Below are 18,915 nucleotides of genomic sequence, written 5' to 3' on the forward strand. Positions count from 1 at the left end.
GTGCGCGTCGAGGTCTTCCCCCGGCACTTCGACCTGGTGCCGGGCGTCAGCCAGCCGATCAGCGTCACCATCAGCAACACCGGCGACGTCATCGGCGGCTACGCGGTGCGCGTGCTCGGCGCCGACCCGTCGTGGGTGAACCTGCCCGACGGCGAGATCACGCTGTTCCCCGAGGAGACCCGCACCGTCGTCCTCGACATGGCGGTGCCGGCCGGCATGAACGCCGGCGAGCGGCGGGTCTCGGTGCAGGTGCGCGAGGTCACCCCGCCGCACGAGTCCGCCGTCGAGGAGATCGTCTTCTCGGTGCCCGAGCGCCCCTCGGTCACCCTGCGCGTCGACCCGCTCGCCACCTCCGCCGGCCGCGCCGCGCGGCTGAGCCTGCTGGTGGCCAACGAGGGCAACACCAACCTCGTCGGCCGTCCGCACGGCCAGGACGCCGAGGGCAAGGTCACCTTCACCTTCACCCCGCCGCTGGTCGACCTCGCGCCCGGCGAGCACGCGATGGTCGACCTGCGGGCCAAGGCGCGTCGTCCGCTGATGGGCAACCCGGTCATCCGGCCGCTCGAGCTGCGCATCCTCGACCCCGCGCAGGCGCAGGCCGTCGACGACGCCGACGCCGCCCTCGCCGAGAAGGCCGTCGCGCCGACCCCGGCCGAGAAGCTCGCGCTCAAGCGCCGCAAGAAGGCCCCCGCGCTCATCGGCGAGGACATCCCGCCGATGGGGCTGGCCACCTTCATCCAGCGGCCGATGCTCACCCGCGGCCCGATCGCCCTGCTGGGCCTGCTGGTGGCCCTGACGGTCTTCGCCATCGTCATCACCAGCTCGCTGTCGGCGATCGTCGGCCAGTCGGCCGCCGACCGCAACCTCGCGCTGCAGATCGCCGCCGCTCGCGACGCCGCGGGCTCGGGCACCGGCAGCTCCGAGATCGGCGGCAAGGTCAACCTGCTCACCTCGGGCAAGCCCGTCGCCGGCGTCTCGGTGGGCGTCTTCTCCGCCGACGACACCGAGTTGGCGCTGGCCACCACCGCCACCGACAAGAACGGCGCCTGGCGCATCGGCAAGCTGCCCGCGGGCGAGTACAAGGTCACCTTCCGCGGCGCCGGCTTCGTGCAGCTGTGGTACCCGCAGGCCGTCGACCCCGCCGACGCCGAGGCCGTCAAGCTCGAGCCGGGCGGCAAGCAGGCCGCGCTCGACGTCACCCTCGGCGGCGTCCCGTCCTCGATCGCAGGCACGGTGGTCGGCGACGACGTCTCGGCCGCCACCATCACCCTCAAGCTGCCGCTGGCCGGTGCCACCGCCACCAACACCGCCGGCACCCCGCTGCCACCGGGCGCGTCCGGCACCCCCGGCACCACGGGCGACCCGATCAGTCCCACCGCCGCGGTCGCCGAGCAGGGCGCCACCATCAAGTCGGTGCCGATCGGCGACGACGGCAGCTTCGAGCTCAGCGACGTCCCCTCGCCCAACGTCTACGACCTGGTGGTCGAGAAGGAGGGCTACGCCACCTCCACGCAGCGCATCGACGTCTCGGCCGGCGAGGAGCGCACCGGGGTCGAGATCACGCTGAGCAAGGGCGACGGCGTCCTCACCGGGCTCATCACCTCCGGCGGGGCGCCGCTCGAGGACGCCACTGTCACCGCCTCGACCGGCCAGACATCGGTCTCGGCCCAGACGCTGACCGCCGAGAGTGCCGGCAGCCGCGGCGAGGTGGGCTCGTTCACCCTGCGCAACCTGCCCACGCCGGCCACCTTCACCCTGGTGGTCAGCAAGGACGACTACGCCTCCGAGACCCTCACGGTCACCCTCAACGACAGCCAGGCGCTCGGCGGCATCACCCTCGACCTCGACAAGTCGTCGGGGTCGCTGGCCGGCCAGGTCAGCCTCGAGACGCCCACCGACGACGTCGGGACGTCGGTCGCGGGCGTGCTCGTCACCGTCACCGACGGCACGCAGACCGTGCAGACCGCCACCGTGCCCGGCGACGACGAGACCGGCGTCCAGGAGGGCGCCTGGTCGGTCGACGGGCTCGCCGTGCCCGGTGAGTACACGATCACCTTCAGCCGCGACGACCTCGCCTCGCAGACCGTGGCCGTCGGCCTCGACGGGCAGGGCAACCTCAGCTCCGACGGGCTCGCCGGCGTGGTCAACGAGGGCGGGCTGATCACGGTCGAGATGACCCGCTCGACGGCCACCATCGACGGCACCGTCAGCCAGCCCCCGGCCAAGGGGGAGACGGCCCGGCCGGTCGGCGAGACCGTCGTCCAGCTGATCTCGAACACCAGCACCTACACCGTCACCACGGCCACCGTGCCCGACGACCTCGCCGGGCAGTACCGCTTCGACACCGTCCCGCCGGGCACCTACACGCTGCAGACCAGCCGTAGCGGCGTCGCGCCCGTCACCCAGATCATCACCGTCGCCCCGGGCCAGGACGAGACCTACGACCTCGAGCTCGGGGTCGCGGCCTCGATCGTCGGCATCGTCGAGAACGCCGGTCGCGGCTGGATCGTCGAGCTGTACCAGTCGGGCCAGTACCCCGACGGCGAGCCCTACCGCACGACGACCATCACCGACGGCGCAGGCAGCTTCCGGTTCGACGACGTCGACGCGCCCCAGACCTACCTCATCGCGGTGCGCCGCGCCTCCGGCGGTGCGTTCCTGCCGCTCGAGGGACGAGACGCCTTCGGTTTCACCGTCGACGGCAGCAAGGAGAACGACGTGCGCGTCAAGGTGTCCGATGAGTGAGACCCGGTGGGGCCGGGTGCCCGAGGGCGCCTCGTCACCGCACGTCGCCGTCGTCCCCACGCTGCGCGCGGCGTCGGGCTCGACCCTGCGCGTGCCGGTCCGCGTCACCAACCGCGCCACCGCCGAGCGCGCGATCGTCGTCACCGCCGTCGGCGTCGACCCGAGCTGGCTCGGCGTCCCCGCCCGCACGCTGCCCCTGGCGCCCGGAGCCGCCGAGGTCGTCGAGCTCGAGCTCACCCCGCCGCAGGGCACGTTGCCGGCGTCCTACCCGTTGGTGGTCACCGCGCTGGCGGTCGACCCGGTCACCGGACGCACCGACGCGGCCAGCAGCCGTCCGGCCCAGGCCGAGTCCACGCTGGTCGTCAGTCCGCGCTCGCGGCTGACGATCGAGCTCGAGCCCGGCGACCTCCGCGCCATCTCGTCGAAGAAGATCACCGCGGTGCTGCGCAACACCGGCGGTGCCGACGCCCAGGTGGCGCTCAAGGTCACCCACCCGCGCCACGGCCGGGTGAAGTTCCGCAGGCCGAACGTCGTCGTACCGCCCGACGGCGAGGTGCGCGTCACCGGACGCGCGCGCATCAACCGGCCGCGCCTGCTCGGCTACGGCGCGCGCCACGCCTTCCGCGTCACCGCCAGCACCCCCGAGTCGGTGCGCCACGCCCAGGGCAGCCTCGAGCAGCGCGCGGTCTTCGGCCCCTGGGGTCTCAAGGCCGTCGCCATCCTCTGCGTCGTCGCGGTCTGGCTCGGCGGCGCCGGGTTGCTGGTGGCCAAGATCAGCCAGGCGCAGCGCGAGAAGTCCCAGGAGGACACCGCGGCGCTCGCCGACGCGGGCAGCGACGCCGGCGACGCCGCCGCCGAGGGCGCCGGTGACGACGGCGGTGAGGACGCCGGTGAGGACGCCGGCGAGGACGGTGCTGGCGAGGACGCCGAGGGCGAGGAGCCCGCGCCCCCGCTGCAGCTGGCCGGCACCGTGGTCGACCAGCCCGGCGTGACCGTGCGCATGGAGAGCACCTCGCTGGTCGACGAGGAGGCGCAGGGCGCCTCCGGCATCGGCGTCGACGACGAGGACCTCGACGGCGACGGCAAGCGACCGGCCGCCGCGTTCACGACCGCGAGCCCGAGCGAGGCGCCCGAGGCGCGCAGCACCGACACCGACACCGACGGCGCGTGGGCGATGGGCAACGTCAAGGCGCCCGGCTACTACCTGCTCACCTTCAGCAAGCCCGGCTTCCAGACCCAGCGCTACGTCGTCGACAGCTCCTCCGAGGCGGCCAAGGAGCCGCTGGAGTTCGAGATGGAGCCCGGCACCGGCTCCCTGCGCGGCACGGTCACGGGTCCGGGCGGCGCCGTCGGCGGCGCGACCGTCGTCATCACCGACGGCACCAACACCCTGACCACCAGCAGCACCTCCGACGGACCCGGCGCCGGGACCTGGTCGATCGACGGCCTCTCGGCCCCCGGCACCTACGTCGTCACCGCCACCCGGCGCGACATGAGCAGCGAGGCGCGCGTCGTCCAGCTCGACTCCTTCGGCACCGCCACGGCCGACCTGCGGCTCACGGCCGGCGTCGCGCTCGTCGAGGGCGACGTCACCGCCGCCGGCTTCGACGGCTCCAGCTCCGCGCTCGGCGGGGCCACCGTCACCGTCACCGACGGTGACGAGCTCACCCGCACCGCCACCACGCTGACCGTCGACCCGAAGGGCCGCTTCTACCTGCCCTCGCTGCCGGTGCCCGGCAACTACACCCTCACCATCGCGGCCACCGGCTACCAGACCGCGAGCATCGGCTTCGAGCTGCAGCGCGGCGACTCCTCGCTCGTCCTCGACCCGACCCGGCTCGAGTCGATCAACGGCCGCGTCGACGGCACCATGTGGGGTCTGTCGCGTGAGCTGGCCACCACCAAGGCCGTGCGTGCGGCGCGCCGCTCCGACACCCTCCCCCGCGGTGCGACGCCGCTCTCGGGCGTGGGCCTGACGCTCGTCAACCCCGAGCACAGCTACAAGGCCACCAGCAGCTCGGTGGTGGTGGTCGACGGCGAGCGTCGCAGCAGCTTCGCCTTCGACGTGGTCGCGCCCGGCGTCTACACGCTCACCGCCTCCTACTTCAACCGGATCACCGTCGAGCGCACCGTGCGCGTCGAGGCCGGCGACGACGGCGACCCGATGCAGATCGTGCTCTCCGAGCTGCCCGACGGCCCACTGCCGCGCACCTCCCGCATCGAGGGCGAGGTCGTCGACGTCGACACCGGCAAGGCGATCCCCACCTGCACCGACGGCCGTCTGGCCACGAAGGCCGAGCGCGAGACCTGCGTGACCGCCACCCTCAAGGGCACCGACTTCTCCGATCGGTTCGCCGCCGACGGCGGCTTCCTGCTGCCCAACGACGCGACCTGCAAGCCGCTCGACCAGGCCGGCGAGCAGTGCGGTCTCCGCCCCGGTCTCTACACCATCGAGATCGCCGCCCCGGGCTACCTCAACCGCACCGTGCGCGTCGAGGTCGGTGAGAACCGCCGCGTCACCGCGCCCCTCGTCGAGCTGACGCCGGTGCCGTCGGTGACCGGCGTGGTCTCGCTGGCCGTGCCCGCGTCAGGAGACGGGATCGCCAACCCGACGCAGTCGTGCGTCTGGCTGCTCGCCGCCACCGCCACCGGTGGTCTGCCCCCGTGCTCCGACGCCATCACCAACGGGGCAGCGAACGACGACGCCGCCAAGGCCGACCCCGACGCCTGCCTGCCCGCCCGCTCCGTCGACCGCGGCCAGACCGGTCGCACCCGCTGGTGCGCCGTCACCGACGCCGACGGCCGCTACCTCATCGAGGCCCCGCGTCCCGGTCCGTACAAGGTCCTGGCCGTCCCCGCCAACACCGAGTTCGTCGGCGGCGGCGAGGCTCAGCTCATCCTCGACTCCGGTGCCGAGCAGGTGAACTTCGAGCTCAACCGCCTCGGCCGGGTCTCACTGGTCGTGCGACAGCCCCCGGGCGAGGGCGACACCGACGGCTCCGGCGCGCTGGTCGACTCCGACGACGCCGAGGTGACCCTGACACGGGTCGACTCCGACGTGGTCGTCGAGAGCCGGGCCACGACCGAGGACGGGCGCGTCGTCGTCAACCGCCTCACCCCGGGCGAGTACCGGATCAGCGGCACCTCCAAGCTCGGCACCCACAGCGGGAGCCGCGCCGAGACGCTCGTCGTCGGCTACGACGACCTGCAGGAGACCACGCTCGACCTCACCGACCCGGTCGCCGACTTCCTCGCTCAGGTCGTGGGGTACGACATCAGCGAACCCGCGGCCACCCGCGCCGTCGGGGTCAAGGACGCTGCGGTGACCGTGGTCGGCGGCACCCGCTTCGACCCGAGCACGCTCACCGAGGCCGGCACGCTCGACCCCGCTGCCAACCAGCAGGTCGACGTCACCACGAACGACCAGGGCTGCTTCAGCATCGTGAAGGTCGCCGACGACAACGACCCCCGGGACGCCACCTGCCCCGGAACCGCCGACGCCCGCGGTGTCATGCCGGCTCCGTTCGTGACCACCCGGATGCCCTCTGTCTCGGTCACGGCGTCCGGCTGGTACCCGTTCGCGCAGAGCGACTACTACCTGCAGACCGGTCGGGTCCTCAGCACCGTCATGATGCTGCCCGCGCCGATCTCGGTCACCAACGAGGTCACGGTCGAGGGAGCCGACGACGCGGTACCCGGCGACATCGCCGTCACCGTGTCCTCCACCAGCGGTCGCACGGTGGAGGCGAGCCTGGTCTACAACCCGACCAAGACCGCCGACGCCGGCGTCGCGACCTACGAGCTGGCCTGGGACGACCAGTCGACCCTCGGCGCCGGTGTGCCGGACGGGCTGAACGTCCCCGACCGGGACGAGGACGTGCCCACCGACACGGCCATGCCCGGCACCTACACGCTGACCTTCAGCAACCCCGACGTCGTCTCCACCCCCGCCACGCTCACTTGCACGCGCGGCGGCCCCTGCACGCTGTCGAACCCGAACCTGAAGGAGCGCGGCTCCATCACGGTGACCGTCCTCGACAGCTCCCAGGCCGACGCCCAGCCGGTGAACAACGCGCTGGTCACCCTCAGCCACGACGGCGTGACCGTGCCGCTGCGCACCCAGGTCGACGGCACGCGCAACTTCCCCCGTCTGCCGCCGGGCGCGCAGGCCAGGTTCTACGTCAAGGCCCCGGGCTTCGACTTCGGCGACGCCGCGGCGAGCGGCACCGTTCAGATGAACTGCGAGGGCACGAACACCGGAGTCGTCACGGTCGAGGCCGGCCGGATGATCAGCTGCACGATCCGGCTGACCCGCCTCGGCACGATCTCCGGCGACCTCGCCGCCGTCCGCACCGAGCCGGGCGAGATGCCCTCGCAGCAGTATGCGGTCGCGGGCCGCACGGTCACCGCGCAGCTCTGCACGGTGCAGGCCGCGGCCTGCGGCGTCGCCAACCCGGGCAAGCCGCTGCTGACGACCACCACCACCGACACCGGCCAGTTCACCTTCGCCGGCACCACCGAGGACGACGAGGGTCCGGAGGCCGGCTGGTACCTGCTCGACGTGCCGAGCCCGCCCACCGGCTACGGGTTCAAGTCCAACGCCGAGTCCAACCGCGTCGTCCAGGTCGTCGACGGCAGCTCGGTCACCCCCGAGCTGCGGCTGTTCGCGGCCCGCGTGCCGGTCGAGATCACGCTGCGCGACCAGAACGGCCAGCCGATCGCCGGCGACACGGCCGCCACGGTGTGGCTGAGCCGCACGCCGGCGATGGTCGACCCGGCGCCCGCCAGTGACGAGACGGCCTCCGACGCCGACAGCGACGGTCGCTACACCTTCAACGGGGGCGACGGCGTCCTGCCCGGCCTGTGGTACGTCAAGGTCGAGGGCTCGGCGATCTACCCGCTCGTGCAGAGCGCCGAGGTCGAGCTCGACGACAGCACCGGGGGCGACACGCCGGTCCGGAACATCGCGGTCGACGTTGTGCGCAACCGCGCCACGCTCGGAGGCGTCGTCACCGAGCAGCCCCGGCCCGGCATCACCTCGCCCCCCGCGGTGGCGGGAGCCACGGTGTCCCTGGTGCCCGGCGGACCGACCACCGAGACCGACGAGAACGGCGTCTACGCCTTCGACGACGTGACGGCGGGCAGCTACTCGGTCGAGGTCACCGAGCCCGGCTTCACCGTCCCCGCCTCCCCGGTCACGCTGACCGACGGCGAGGAGGAGACGCTCGACCTCACCGCCACCGCGGCCCTCGTCTCGACCACGGTGACGGTCGGGGGCACGAGCGAGACGTTCGCCGGCGCCACCGCCACCCTCACCCCGCGGGCCGGCACGTGGGAGTCGACCCAGACCGTCGGCATCCAGACGACGCCGACCCCGACCCAGGTGCGGTTCGGGTGCTACGACGCCGAGCTGACCATGAACAGCCCCGGCGACGAGATCCACTTCGGCCGCATCACCGGCATCACCAGCTCTGCGGCGTCCGGCCCGGGATGCGGGGGCGGTGGCATCTGGCTGCCACCGGACGCGACCGACGTGACGATCACCTTCCAGGTCGACTCGGCGCCGCTGACGTGGACCTATGCCGCGACCGCCCAGCCCGGGCACCCCGTGCCCGGCCCTGGCAGCACCCTGCGCGTCACCGGCAACGGCCTCGACCAGAGCCTGCCGCTGACCGGCTCGACGGTGTACGTGCCCGCAGGCACCTACACCTGCACGCCGGTGCTGCAGGACGTGCGGGCCGAGTGGTGGGACGCCGCGCCGCGCGACTGCGCGACGGGCGGCCCGGCGACCGACTTCACCCTCGCCGAGCAGACGACGTCGCTGGCCATCAGCGTGACGGGGCTGGTCGGCGACGAGGTGGCGCAGGTGCAGGTCACCTCCGCCGAGCCGGGCGCCGACCCGACCCCGGTCTTCTCCGGCGAGGTCGGGGCCGCCGGCACGACCATCGACCTGCCCTACGGCGCGTGGTTGGTCGAGGGCGTCATGCCCGACACGAGCGGTGACTCCGACACGGTCGACATCACCGATCCCGGCCAGGCCTACACCGTCGAGCTCCAAGCGACGGCCGGACCGTGAGCGGCCGCCTGCGCGTGGCGGCCCTCGCCGCGCTGGCCGGGGCGGTCGCGGCCGCGCTGATGGCCCCGCCCCCCGCGGGGGCGGCCGACCCGGTGACCGTCTCGTTCGCCACCCCGCTGCCCGCCATGGCGCAGCTGGTGGGCGACCCCGACTGGACGCCGTCGCCCACCGCCTCCGACGCCTCCACCGTCACGCTCGCCGTCGAGGCCACGCCCACCACCGCGTGCACGCTGTCCTCGACGACCAGCTCGGGCGTGGTCAGCTTCACCGGCGCCGGCACCTGCACGGTCACGGCCACGGCGTCCGCCTCGACCGAGACCCCGAAGCCGAAGGCCGAGCGCACCTTCACGATCACCAAGCGCACCCAGCAGCTCAGCTGGACCAACGCGGCCCCGACCACACAGGCCACCGGCACCACGTGGCAGCCCTCGCCACGCACCACCGGCACCGGTCAGACCGTCACGCTCACGGTGACCGGCAGCCCCGCCGACGCCTGCTCGCGATCGGACAGCACCGTCGACGCCGTCGTCAGCTTCGACAAGGCAGGCACGTGCACGGTGCGCGCGGAGGTGACCGGCGGCACCACCTACGACGGCGCCGTCCTCGAGACCACACCCGCGATCGCGATCACCCGGCAACCGCGCACCATCGCGTGGGGAACCGCCCCGCCCCCGTCGGCGAGGAACGTCAACGACGCCGGCTGGAAGCCGTCGGCGGTCGCGACGCCGTCGGGCGAGGCCGCCGCCCTCGCGGTCACCGGTGACGCCGGCGCCTGCACGCTCGTCGACCAGCAGACCACCCCCACCGCCACCACGGCCGACGACACCGTCACCTTCACCGGCGTCGGCTCCTGCACCGTGGTCGCCACCGTCGACCAGTCCCCCGCCTACGAGGGCGCCGAGAAGCGGCAGGACTTCACCGTCACCAAGCGCAGCCAGACCGTCACGGCGTCCGTGCCCGCCACGGTGACCACGCAGACGCCCTACGCCGTGAGCGTCACCTCCGGCACCGGCAACACCCCGACGCTGTCGATCCTGGCCGCCCACACCGCCAACTGCTCGCTGAACGCGGGCAAGGTGACCTACGTCAAGGTCAACCAGCCGTGCACTGTCAACGTGTCCGTGCCAGGCAACGCCGAGTACGACGCCGGCGCCACCACCGTCGACCGCACACCGTCCAAGGGCACGCCCATCATCACCGTGACACCGCCGACCGGCACCCAGCGCGTCGGCGTCGCCTGGACCCCGGTCGAGGTGACGACCACCGGCACCCTGGTGCCGACCCTCGCCTCGAGCACCACCGGGGTCTGCACCGCGAGCGGCCGCACCGTCACCTTCGTCGGCACCGGTCCGTGCAGCATCACCGCGACCACGGTCGGCCAGACCAGCGCCGACGAGAACACGACGACCTCTGCCGCCGTGACGTTCACCGTCGCCAAGCAGGACCAGTCGATCGCCGTCGTGGCGCCCGGCACACGCCAGGCCCGCCGCGTCTACGCGCCGGTCGTCGACACGGCGACGAGCACCGGCAACACCGGCGCCTTCGCGACGCCCAGCTACAGCGCACCGGGCCAGAGCGCCGTCTGCACGCCGGTCGACGCCACCGGCGCCGCCGTCACCAGCAGCACCGTCGGTGTCCGCCTGCTCAAGGCCGGCCAGAAGTGCACCATCACCGTCACGGTGACCGGCAACGGCACCTACAACGCCGGTACCGCGCAGGTCGAGGTCACGCCGGTCAAGCTCACCCCCCTCATGAGCGTCGCAGGCCCCGGCCGCACCCTCACCGCGCTCGGCACCGACTGGGCCGTCGACGTCAACGTCGACAACGCCACCGGCGTCACGCTGACGAGCGCCGACAACACCGTCTGCCAGCCCCGCACCGGCACGTTCAACGTGCAGCTGAAGAAGAGCGGTACCTGCACCATCACCGCCACCGCACCCGTGACCGACGACCAGGAGACGGCCACCGCCACGCCCGCCGCGACCGTCACGGTGCAGAAGACGACCCAGACGATCAACGTCGTGGCGGCGGGTGCGACCCGCCAGGTCCGCCGCACCTACAAGCCCGCGGTCAACACGAGCACGAGCACCGGCAACACCGACGCGTTCGCGACGCCCACGTTCCGCGTCGTGCCCGCCGACAGCACGGCCTGCACCCCGGTCGACGCCTCCGGTGCGCCGGTCGCGAGCAGCACGATCGGCGTCCGGCCCCTCAAGGCCGGTCAGGCGTGCACCGTCAGCGTGACGGTCGCGGGCAACGACGTCTACGAGGACGGCGTCGGCACCGTCACCTTCATTCCGATCAAGCTGACCCCCGTGCTCGCGGTGGCGGCGCCGACCGAGCCCCTCGTCGCCCTCGGTGACGACTGGTCGGTGCAGGTGACGCTCGACAGCGCCGAGGGGGTCACCCTCTCCAGCTCCGACAACACCGTGTGCCAGCCGCGGGCCGGCACGTTCGACGTGCAGCTGAAGAAGGGCGGCACCTGCACCATCACCGCCTCGGCGCCGGTCACCACCGACCAGAGCGCCGGCACGGCCTCGAGCGGCGCTCAGACGGTCACGAAGGCGACCCAGACGGTGAGCGTGACCTTCCCGTCGCAGCCGCAGGCCCTCGACGTCCTCACCCCGACCGTCGTCTCGTCCACGGGCAACACCGCCACCTTCGACTCGCTCACCACCTCGGTCTGCACGGCGGCCGACAGCACGACGGTCACGGCCAAGACCGCGGGCACCTGCAAGCTGCGGGTCACCGTGCCCACCAGCGCCGTCTACAAGCAGTACGTCTCGACGACGGCCACCGACCCGTCCGTCGAGCTCGCGCTGCGCACCCCCCGACTGGCCTTCGTCCCCGACCCCACCGCCCCCCGCCGCCTCGGCCAGGTCTCTGTCAAAGCCATTGCCTACGGCAAGGACGACGCCCCGCTCGCCGGCACCGGCTGGGTGCGGGTCAGCGACCTCACCCCTCCCGACCCGGTCACCCCCGACGTCACGACCTGGCCGGTGACTGGCTTCGTGCGGGGCCCGTTCTCGGCCCCGAAGCGGGCCGACATCACCGCCTCGGCTCGGTTCCAGCCCTCGCTCTCGATGGTGTACGACACGGTCACGGGCAGCAGCACCATCACGCTCGGCAAGGCCGCCCAGACCATGACCTTCACCACCCCCGACCCCGACGACGAGCTGCGGGTCGGTCAGACCTGGCACGACGCCGTGCACGTGACGCCGTCCGGCGAGCTGGCCACCGTCACCTCGCTCACGCCGCTGTCGTGCACCCCCAGCCAGCACACCGTCGACGGGGTCACCCATGTCGACGTGCGGTTCAACAGCACCGGTGACTGCCGGTTGAGCGCGACGGCGGCCGGCGACGACGACCACGACCCCGTGGCCGCGACCGCCAGCCCGACCTACCGGGCCGCCCTGCGGGCCGTCGACCTCGTCGACGTGACCATCACCCCGACGCCCACCTCCACCGGCCCCACGCCGCTCCGCCCCTACCACCTGGAGACGATCACGGTCTCCGCGCGAGCCGTCGACCACCTCAGCGGCGCCACCGTCACCCGGGGCACCGGCACCGCGTCGGTCACGCCCGCGCCGCCGGGCGGGGTCACCACCACCACGACCAGCGGCGTGGTCACGGCTACCTTCCGGGGCACCGCGGGCGTCAGCTACGGCGTCGACCTCGACTTCGCGCCCGCCGACCCCGCCGATCCGAACGATCCCGCGAACCCCTCGGTGTACGCCGCCCCCGAGACGCTCGAACGCACGATCGCGGTCAACAAGGCGCCGCAGTCGCTGGCCTTCTCCCCCGACGCCGACCACCCGGTGCCGGCCGTCGCCTACCCCGACGAGACCTACACCCCGCAGATCACCCCGGGCGAGTCCACCGGCGCGCGCACGGTCGCGACCGCCGACACCACGGTGTGCACCGCGGCGTCCGGTGTGATCACGTTCAAGAACGCGGGCGCGGCCGACAACGCCGACGACACCTGCACGATCCGCCTCAGCCAGGACGGCGACACCCACTACCTCCCGGCGGGGCCGCTCGAGCAGCCGGTCACGGTCCGCCGCCGTCCGGTGACGCTCGACCTCTCCTTCAGCAGCCGTACCCCCGCGTTCGGCGACCAGATCACTGTCACCGTCACCGCGACCGACACCCGCCGCAGTGCGCCGGTGCTCGGCAACGGCACCGGCACGCTGACCGTGCCCGGGTTGGCGGGCTCGCCCTTCACCCTGAACTACGTCAACGGCGTTGCGACCCTGCGGACGCCGAAGCTGCCCACCAGCGATGGGCTCGTCTTCACCGCCAACTTCACGCACAACCGCTCCCGTGCGTTCACGAAGGCCACCGACACCGACACGCTGCTGGTCAAGGCCGCGCAACAGGTGATCACGCCCGACCCGGCGCTCGTGCGCGACGTCTACCTCGACGAGCCCACGACCCTCACCGTCACCGCCGGCGGCTCCGACCAGGCGGTGACGGCCACGGTGCAGGCCCTGCCCGCGGACGGCGACGGTGTCGTCCCGCCGCCGGCGTGCGCCGTGTCGAGCACGGGCGCGCTGACCTTCCAGGTGACCTTCTCGCGCGTCGACCCCTGCGTCGTCCTGCTGAACCAGGCCGGGCAGTCACCGGACTTCGACCCGGCCACGGAGGTGCCGGTCGCGTTCACCATCCACAAGCGGCCGGTGGCGCTGCGCGTCAGCACGAGCGCGACGCCGACCTACGGCGAGCCCGTCGTCGTCACGGTCACCGCGGTCGACAAGCGCCTGGCCGCCGCCGGCACCACCTCGGTGGTCGGTGGCACCCTGGCCTTCGGCCTCGACGGCACCGACGCCACCTCCTCACCCGGGGTCACCGGCACCGCGCTCGCCACCTACACGCCGCCGTCCTCGGGCCGCCAGCAGCTCACCGCGACGCTCTCGCCCGCGCAGGGCGCCCGCTACGAGCTGCTCACCGCCGACCGCACGGCCGGCTTCGACGTCGTGCGCGCCGGGCAGGTCACGACCTTCACGCCCACAGCCGGGCAGCTGAGCCCCTACGTCGCCGACTCCGTCACCTTCGCTCCCGCGGGCACCGGCCAGGGCGCGGTGCGGTTGGTGCTCGACACCCGCGCCGGCGACCCGCCCAGCGGCACCTTCCCGGTGCCCGACGACCAGCAGCCGGGCACCACGCCCCCCGCGCCGGGCGCGCAGGTGGGCGAGTTCTGCACGGTCACCGGCCTCACGGTCACCTTCACGAAGGCCGGTCCGTGCCACCTCGCGGCCTACCAGACCGGCGTGCTCACCCGCTTCCTGCCGTCCTCGCCCGTCTTCGTGACGGCCACGGCGAGCCGCATCCCCCTCGACGTGAGCTTCGAGCGCACCCCGACGCAGGGGCTCGTGGTCGGCGCCCCCGTCGACCTCAAGACGGTCGTGCGCGACGTCAAGCGCAGCGGCAGCTTCAGCGGCAGCGGCACCACCGGGCTGCTGCACTACAGCGACCCCGCGCTCGGCGGTGACGGCACCTGGAAGCAGGAGGCGGTCTCGGCCCGCAGCGACACCTGGCTGGGCAACATCCGCACCTTCCGTGCCTTCCCCGAGCACGCGGGCCGCTACCGGCTCGTCGAGCACTTCACGCCGAGCACCACCTCCGCACCCCGCTACGAGGTGCAGCGCGGCGCCGCACCGCTGACCGACCCGACCCCGTCCCTGGAGTTCACCGTCGGCAAGGGCTCCCAGCGGCTGGTCCCGGTCACGCCGACCGACGCCACGGCCCGCTACGTCGGCATCACCTGGACCCCGGTGCTCACCACCAGCGGCGGCTCGAGCGCAGAGGTAGTCCCCACCGTCACCCAGGACGACGCGGGCGACCTCCCGCAGACCGTCGACCTCGACGACATCGACCGGCAGGACCCCCCGCCCGGCGTCTACTGCGTGCCCGACGGGGACGACGGCATCGTGCTCGTGCAGGCCGGCCCCTGCCGCGTTCGCTTCGACCAGGCGGGCGACGACGACTACGAGCCCGCGCCCCCGGTCATGGTCCGCTTCGCCGTGGTCACCGCGCCCACGACGGTCACGCTGGCCCGGGTCGGCTCCACCCCCGCAGTCGTCGGCGAGAACGTCACGCTCCGCGCCACCTCGGTCGGCCCGGCCCCCGACCGCCTGCCGCTCCGGGGCGAGTTCCGCTTCACCGGGGTGCCGGGTCAGACCGGCGTCGTCTCCGTCCCGAGCACCTCGACCGGCACGGCCGAGATCGGCTTCAAGCCCCGCCAGCAGGGTGCCCGCAGCGTCTCGGTGACGTTCGTGCCCGCGAACGGGGTCAACTTCGGCACCTCGCCCTCGACCTCGCTCACCGTCACCGCGAACGCCGGCCAGCTCGCCTTCACCTCGCAGCGACCCACCGGCGACGTCGTCGGCTACGCCGGCAGCACGTGGGACCCGCAGGCCGAGGTCACCGCCGGTCCCGACCACGACCCGCTGCCCGTGGTCAGCGAGGTGCCGCCGACGACCCCCGTCACCGACGACCCCTGCTACTTCGACAGCGGCGACGGCCTGGTGCACTTCAACGACTGGCCGGCCACCGGCCCCGAGGCCGACGCCGTCACCCGGACCTGCCGGGTGCAGCTGCGGGTCGAGCCGCTCTACAGCGACGACCCCGCCAGGCCCGACTGGAAGGGCTCGACCGCGGTCGCGTTCAGCATCCCGGTGCGCCGCAGCCCCACCGCCATCACGCTGCCGTCGGTGCCCACCAACGCCACCATCACCACCGAGACCACGCTGACCGCCGAGGTCACCGGCCTCACGTTCGGCACGACCGCGACCGTGCCGGTCGGCTCGGTCGTCTTCTCGCTCGGTCGGCAGTCCTCGACCGGGACCCCGACCGACCCCCGCACCGAGCCCTGCAAAGACGGGCCGCCGCCCACCACCATGACCGACACCATGCTGGCGACCGAGGAGCGCCCGGGCGGCGTCACCGTCGGCGTCGCGAGCGTGGTCTTCCCCAAGTGCCTCGACTGGGGCAACTACCGCGTCACCGCCACCTTCAAGCCCGGCGACACGCAGCGCGGGCAGTGGGCCCCGAGCACGACGTCGCTGCTCGGCGCCGGCCCCCGCACCGCGGACTTCCTGGTCGACCGGCTGCAGCACACCATCGTCAGGCCCGTCCCCGACCCGTTCGACCACACGACCGTGGGCGGGCAGCGCGACCTGAGCGGCGTGGTCACCACCGCCGGCCTGCCGGTCGACATGGAGACGAGCGGAGCCTGCACCAACGAAGGCCGGGTCGTGCGGTTCGAGGCGACGGGCCCCTGCGTCGTCACCCTCGACCAGGACGGCAACCGCTACTACAAGAAGGTCGCGCAGCCCGAGCTGTACAACCTGGTCGTCGGGCTGAACGACAGCACCACGACCCTGCAGGTCGGCGCCAACCCGGTCGCCGGGCAGCCGCTGCCGCTGACCGCGACGGTGAGCGCCCCTCGGCCCACCCCCACGGCCCCGGACGCCGCGGACGGCACCGGCACGGTCGACTTCACCGTCGACGGCGTCGTGGTCCAGCGCGGCGTCCCCGTGAGGGACGGCCGCGCCACGTCGAGCTGGACGCCCGACCTGCCTGCGCAGGAGGTCGAGATCGCGGCCGAGTTCGTGCCCGACGCCACCTCCGCCCTCGCCTACGAGGGCAGCGAGTCCGACCCGCAGACGGTCGTGGTCGCCAAGGCGCCCTCGGGCATCTCGCTCGCCATCACCACCCGCGGTGGCGAGGCGCGCAACCTCGCCATCACCGCGACCGTCGAGAAGACCGGCGTGCAGGACCCCAGCGGCTCGGTCGAGCTCGTGCTGACGGGCGACACGGCCCCCGACGTCTCCACGGTCGTGCCGCTCGGCACGGACCTCAAGGCGGTCTGGAACCTGGTGCGGCCCACCGACGACGAGTTCACGGTCACCGCGAAGTACCTCGGCGACCAGCGCTACAGCAGCCGCTCGACGTCCCTGGATCGGCCCCTGCCGCGGCTCAGCTTCGTGCTGCGACCCGGTGCCGTCGACGGGTGGATCGCCAAGCCGGTCGACGTCGACTTCAGCTGCAGCGGCCCGTCGGGCGTGAAGATCACCTGCCCGCGCGACGTCACCCTCGGCGACGGCGACCACAGCCGCGAGGCCGACCGCACCTTCACCGCGACCGGCGCCAACGGCGGCCAGGACACCGTGGTGATCCCGGTGATCCGCATCGACCGGGTCAGGCCGACCCTCGCGGTGCCCAACGTGAAGCAGGGCGGCGTCTACTTCGACAAGACGCCCGTGCCCTACTGCACGGCGGACGACGCCCTCTCCGGCCTGGCCCGTCCCTGCCGCGCCCCGGTGACCAAGGTCGACCGCACCACCCGCCGGGTGTCCGCGGTCGCCGTCGACCGGGCCGGCAACGAGACCACTGTGGTCAAGACCTACCGCGAGCTGCAGGAGTGGGTGCAGGGCGCCCGGCTCGACGCCAGGAACCGCTTCGTCGTCAAGCCAGGCAGCCGCATCCAGGTGCGCGCGGTGAGCACCGGCGAGACCCCGCGCGTGCGCTTCGGCGGCCCCAACGGGTCGTGGAAGGACGGGCCGGCGATGGTCGCCACGAGCGTGCGCAACGGCGTCTACACCTGGTACGCCTACGTGAACGTGCCGAAGAAGCTGGCCGGGTTCCGGATCGGCGTGCGGGTCGGCGCGGGCCAGACGTTCGGCATCCCGGTCGTGGGTCGCTGAGCCCTACCCGACGACGACCCGCACCGGCGGCGAGAAGACGCCGGGGAGCGTGGTGTCCTTGACGCGGATGAGGTTGACGCCGCCGCTCGCCAGTCGCACGCCGGTCTCGAAGCGGCCGTCGGCGACCGTGCAGAGGATCGGGTAGTCGTTCCAGCGGCTGTCCTCCCGCACCTGCACCTGCAGGGTCGTGCCGTCGCGACCGGCGTAGGTGCCGGCCAGCCGGATCGGGTTGGCGGGGTCGACGGTCTCGCTCTCCGCGGTCAGCGTCAGGTCGAGCGAGACGGCCGGCGTCGACGCCTCCGGCGAGCCCGGCTGCGCGCTCGACGCCGAGGACGATCCCGCCGACGGCGTCGAGGACGACGCGGCGCCACGGCCCGCGCCGCCCCGGTCGGGGTCGTCGTCCCCGCCGACCAGCACCAGCGTGGCCACGACCCCTGCGACGGCCAGGGCGGCCACGCCAGCGACGGCGACCAGGCCGCGTCGCGAGCGCCCGGGGCCGTGCTCCGGGGTGGAGCCGACCGCCCGGACCGCGGCCGCGAACGCCTCGGCGCTGGGGTGGCGGCGGGCGGGGTCCTTGGCGAGGGCGCGGGCGAGCACCGGGTCGACGGCGCGCTTGGCCGGGTGGCCCGCGGGCAGCTGCGGCACCGGGCCCTGCAGGTGGCCGAGCGCGACCTGCGAGATGGTGCCGACGTAGGGCTGGCGGGCGGTGAGGGCGGCGAAGAGCACGCAGCCGAGCGAGTAGACGTCGGAGGCCACGGTCGCGTCGGCGCCCTCGTGCCGCTCGGGCGCCAGGTAGCCGACGGTGCCGACCAGGCCGGCGGTGCGGGTGTGGTCGAGGTCGAGCGCGGTGGCGACCCCGAAGTCGCAGACCACGGCGCGCAGCGAGCCGTCGTCGCGACGCTGCAGCAGCACGTTCGACGGCTTCACGTCGCGGTGCAGCACCTGCACCCGGTGCGCGTCGGCGATGCCGTCGGCGACCTGCGCGACCAGGTCGAGCGCGAGGGCCGGTGGCATCGGGCCGCGTGCGGCCAGGAGGGCGTCGACGTCGCCGTCCGGCAGCAGCTCGGTGACGATGAACAGCCAGCCGTCCTGCTCGCCGGCGTCGTGCAGCCGGACGACGTGCGGCGAGTCGAGCCGGCCGAGCGTGCGGGCCTCGCGCAGGAAGCGGGTGCGGTAGGCGCGGTCGTCGGCCAGCTCGGGGGCGAGCAGCTTGAGGGCCACCTCGCGACCGACGTCGCGGTGGCGGGCGGCGTAGACGACACCCATGCCGCCCCGGCCGAGCTCGCGGACGACGTCGTAGCGCCCGAAGGCCGAGCCGACCGTCGGGTAGGGCTGCACGCCGACACCCTAGGCGCCGGGCCGCCGTCCGGCTGGGACACTGGGGCC

At 73.4% G+C, this 18,915-nt stretch carries 4 protein-coding genes; 3 read left to right on the forward strand and 1 reads right to left on the reverse strand.

Translation table 11 applies throughout. The features are described from left to right. Genes ABEA04_RS22560 through ABEA04_RS22570 form a run of 3 tightly spaced genes read left to right on the forward strand, consistent with a single transcriptional unit; the run spans position 1 to position 17,529 of the window. Entirely contained in the window at positions 1 to 2,745 is a 2,745-nt protein-coding gene (locus ABEA04_RS22560) for a carboxypeptidase regulatory-like domain-containing protein (protein WP_345464486.1), read from the forward strand. After that, the gene (locus ABEA04_RS22565; RefSeq protein WP_345464489.1) at positions 2,738 to 8,821 is read left to right on the forward strand and encodes a carboxypeptidase regulatory-like domain-containing protein; all 6,084 of its coding nucleotides are present in this window, start codon (positions 2,738 to 2,740) and stop codon (positions 8,819 to 8,821) included. The genes ABEA04_RS22560 and ABEA04_RS22565 overlap by 8 nt, the downstream gene beginning before the upstream one ends. Continuing rightward, the gene (locus ABEA04_RS22570; RefSeq protein WP_345464492.1) at positions 8,818 to 17,529 is read left to right on the forward strand and encodes an Ig-like domain repeat protein; all 8,712 of its coding nucleotides are present in this window, start codon (positions 8,818 to 8,820) and stop codon (positions 17,527 to 17,529) included. Before ABEA04_RS22565 ends, ABEA04_RS22570 begins: the two co-directional genes overlap by 4 nt. A 3-nt stretch (positions 17,530 to 17,532) precedes the next feature. Here ABEA04_RS22570 and ABEA04_RS22575 read toward each other — a convergent pair whose 3' ends face one another. Then, entirely contained in the window at positions 17,533 to 18,867 is a 1,335-nt protein-coding gene (locus tag ABEA04_RS22575) for a serine/threonine-protein kinase (RefSeq protein WP_345464495.1), read from the reverse strand. Positions 18,868 to 18,915: the final 48 nt, after the last annotated feature.

This window comes from Nocardioides marinquilinus, assembly GCF_039543705.1.
Lineage (GTDB): Bacteria > Actinomycetota > Actinomycetes > Propionibacteriales > Nocardioidaceae > Nocardioides > Nocardioides marinquilinus.

Excerpts from the sequence above, each read along its gene's own strand:
- ABEA04_RS22565 (WP_345464489.1), top strand. The coding sequence starts at position 2,738 with ATGAGTGAGACCCGGTGGGGCCGGGTGCCCGAGGGCGCCTCGTCACCG.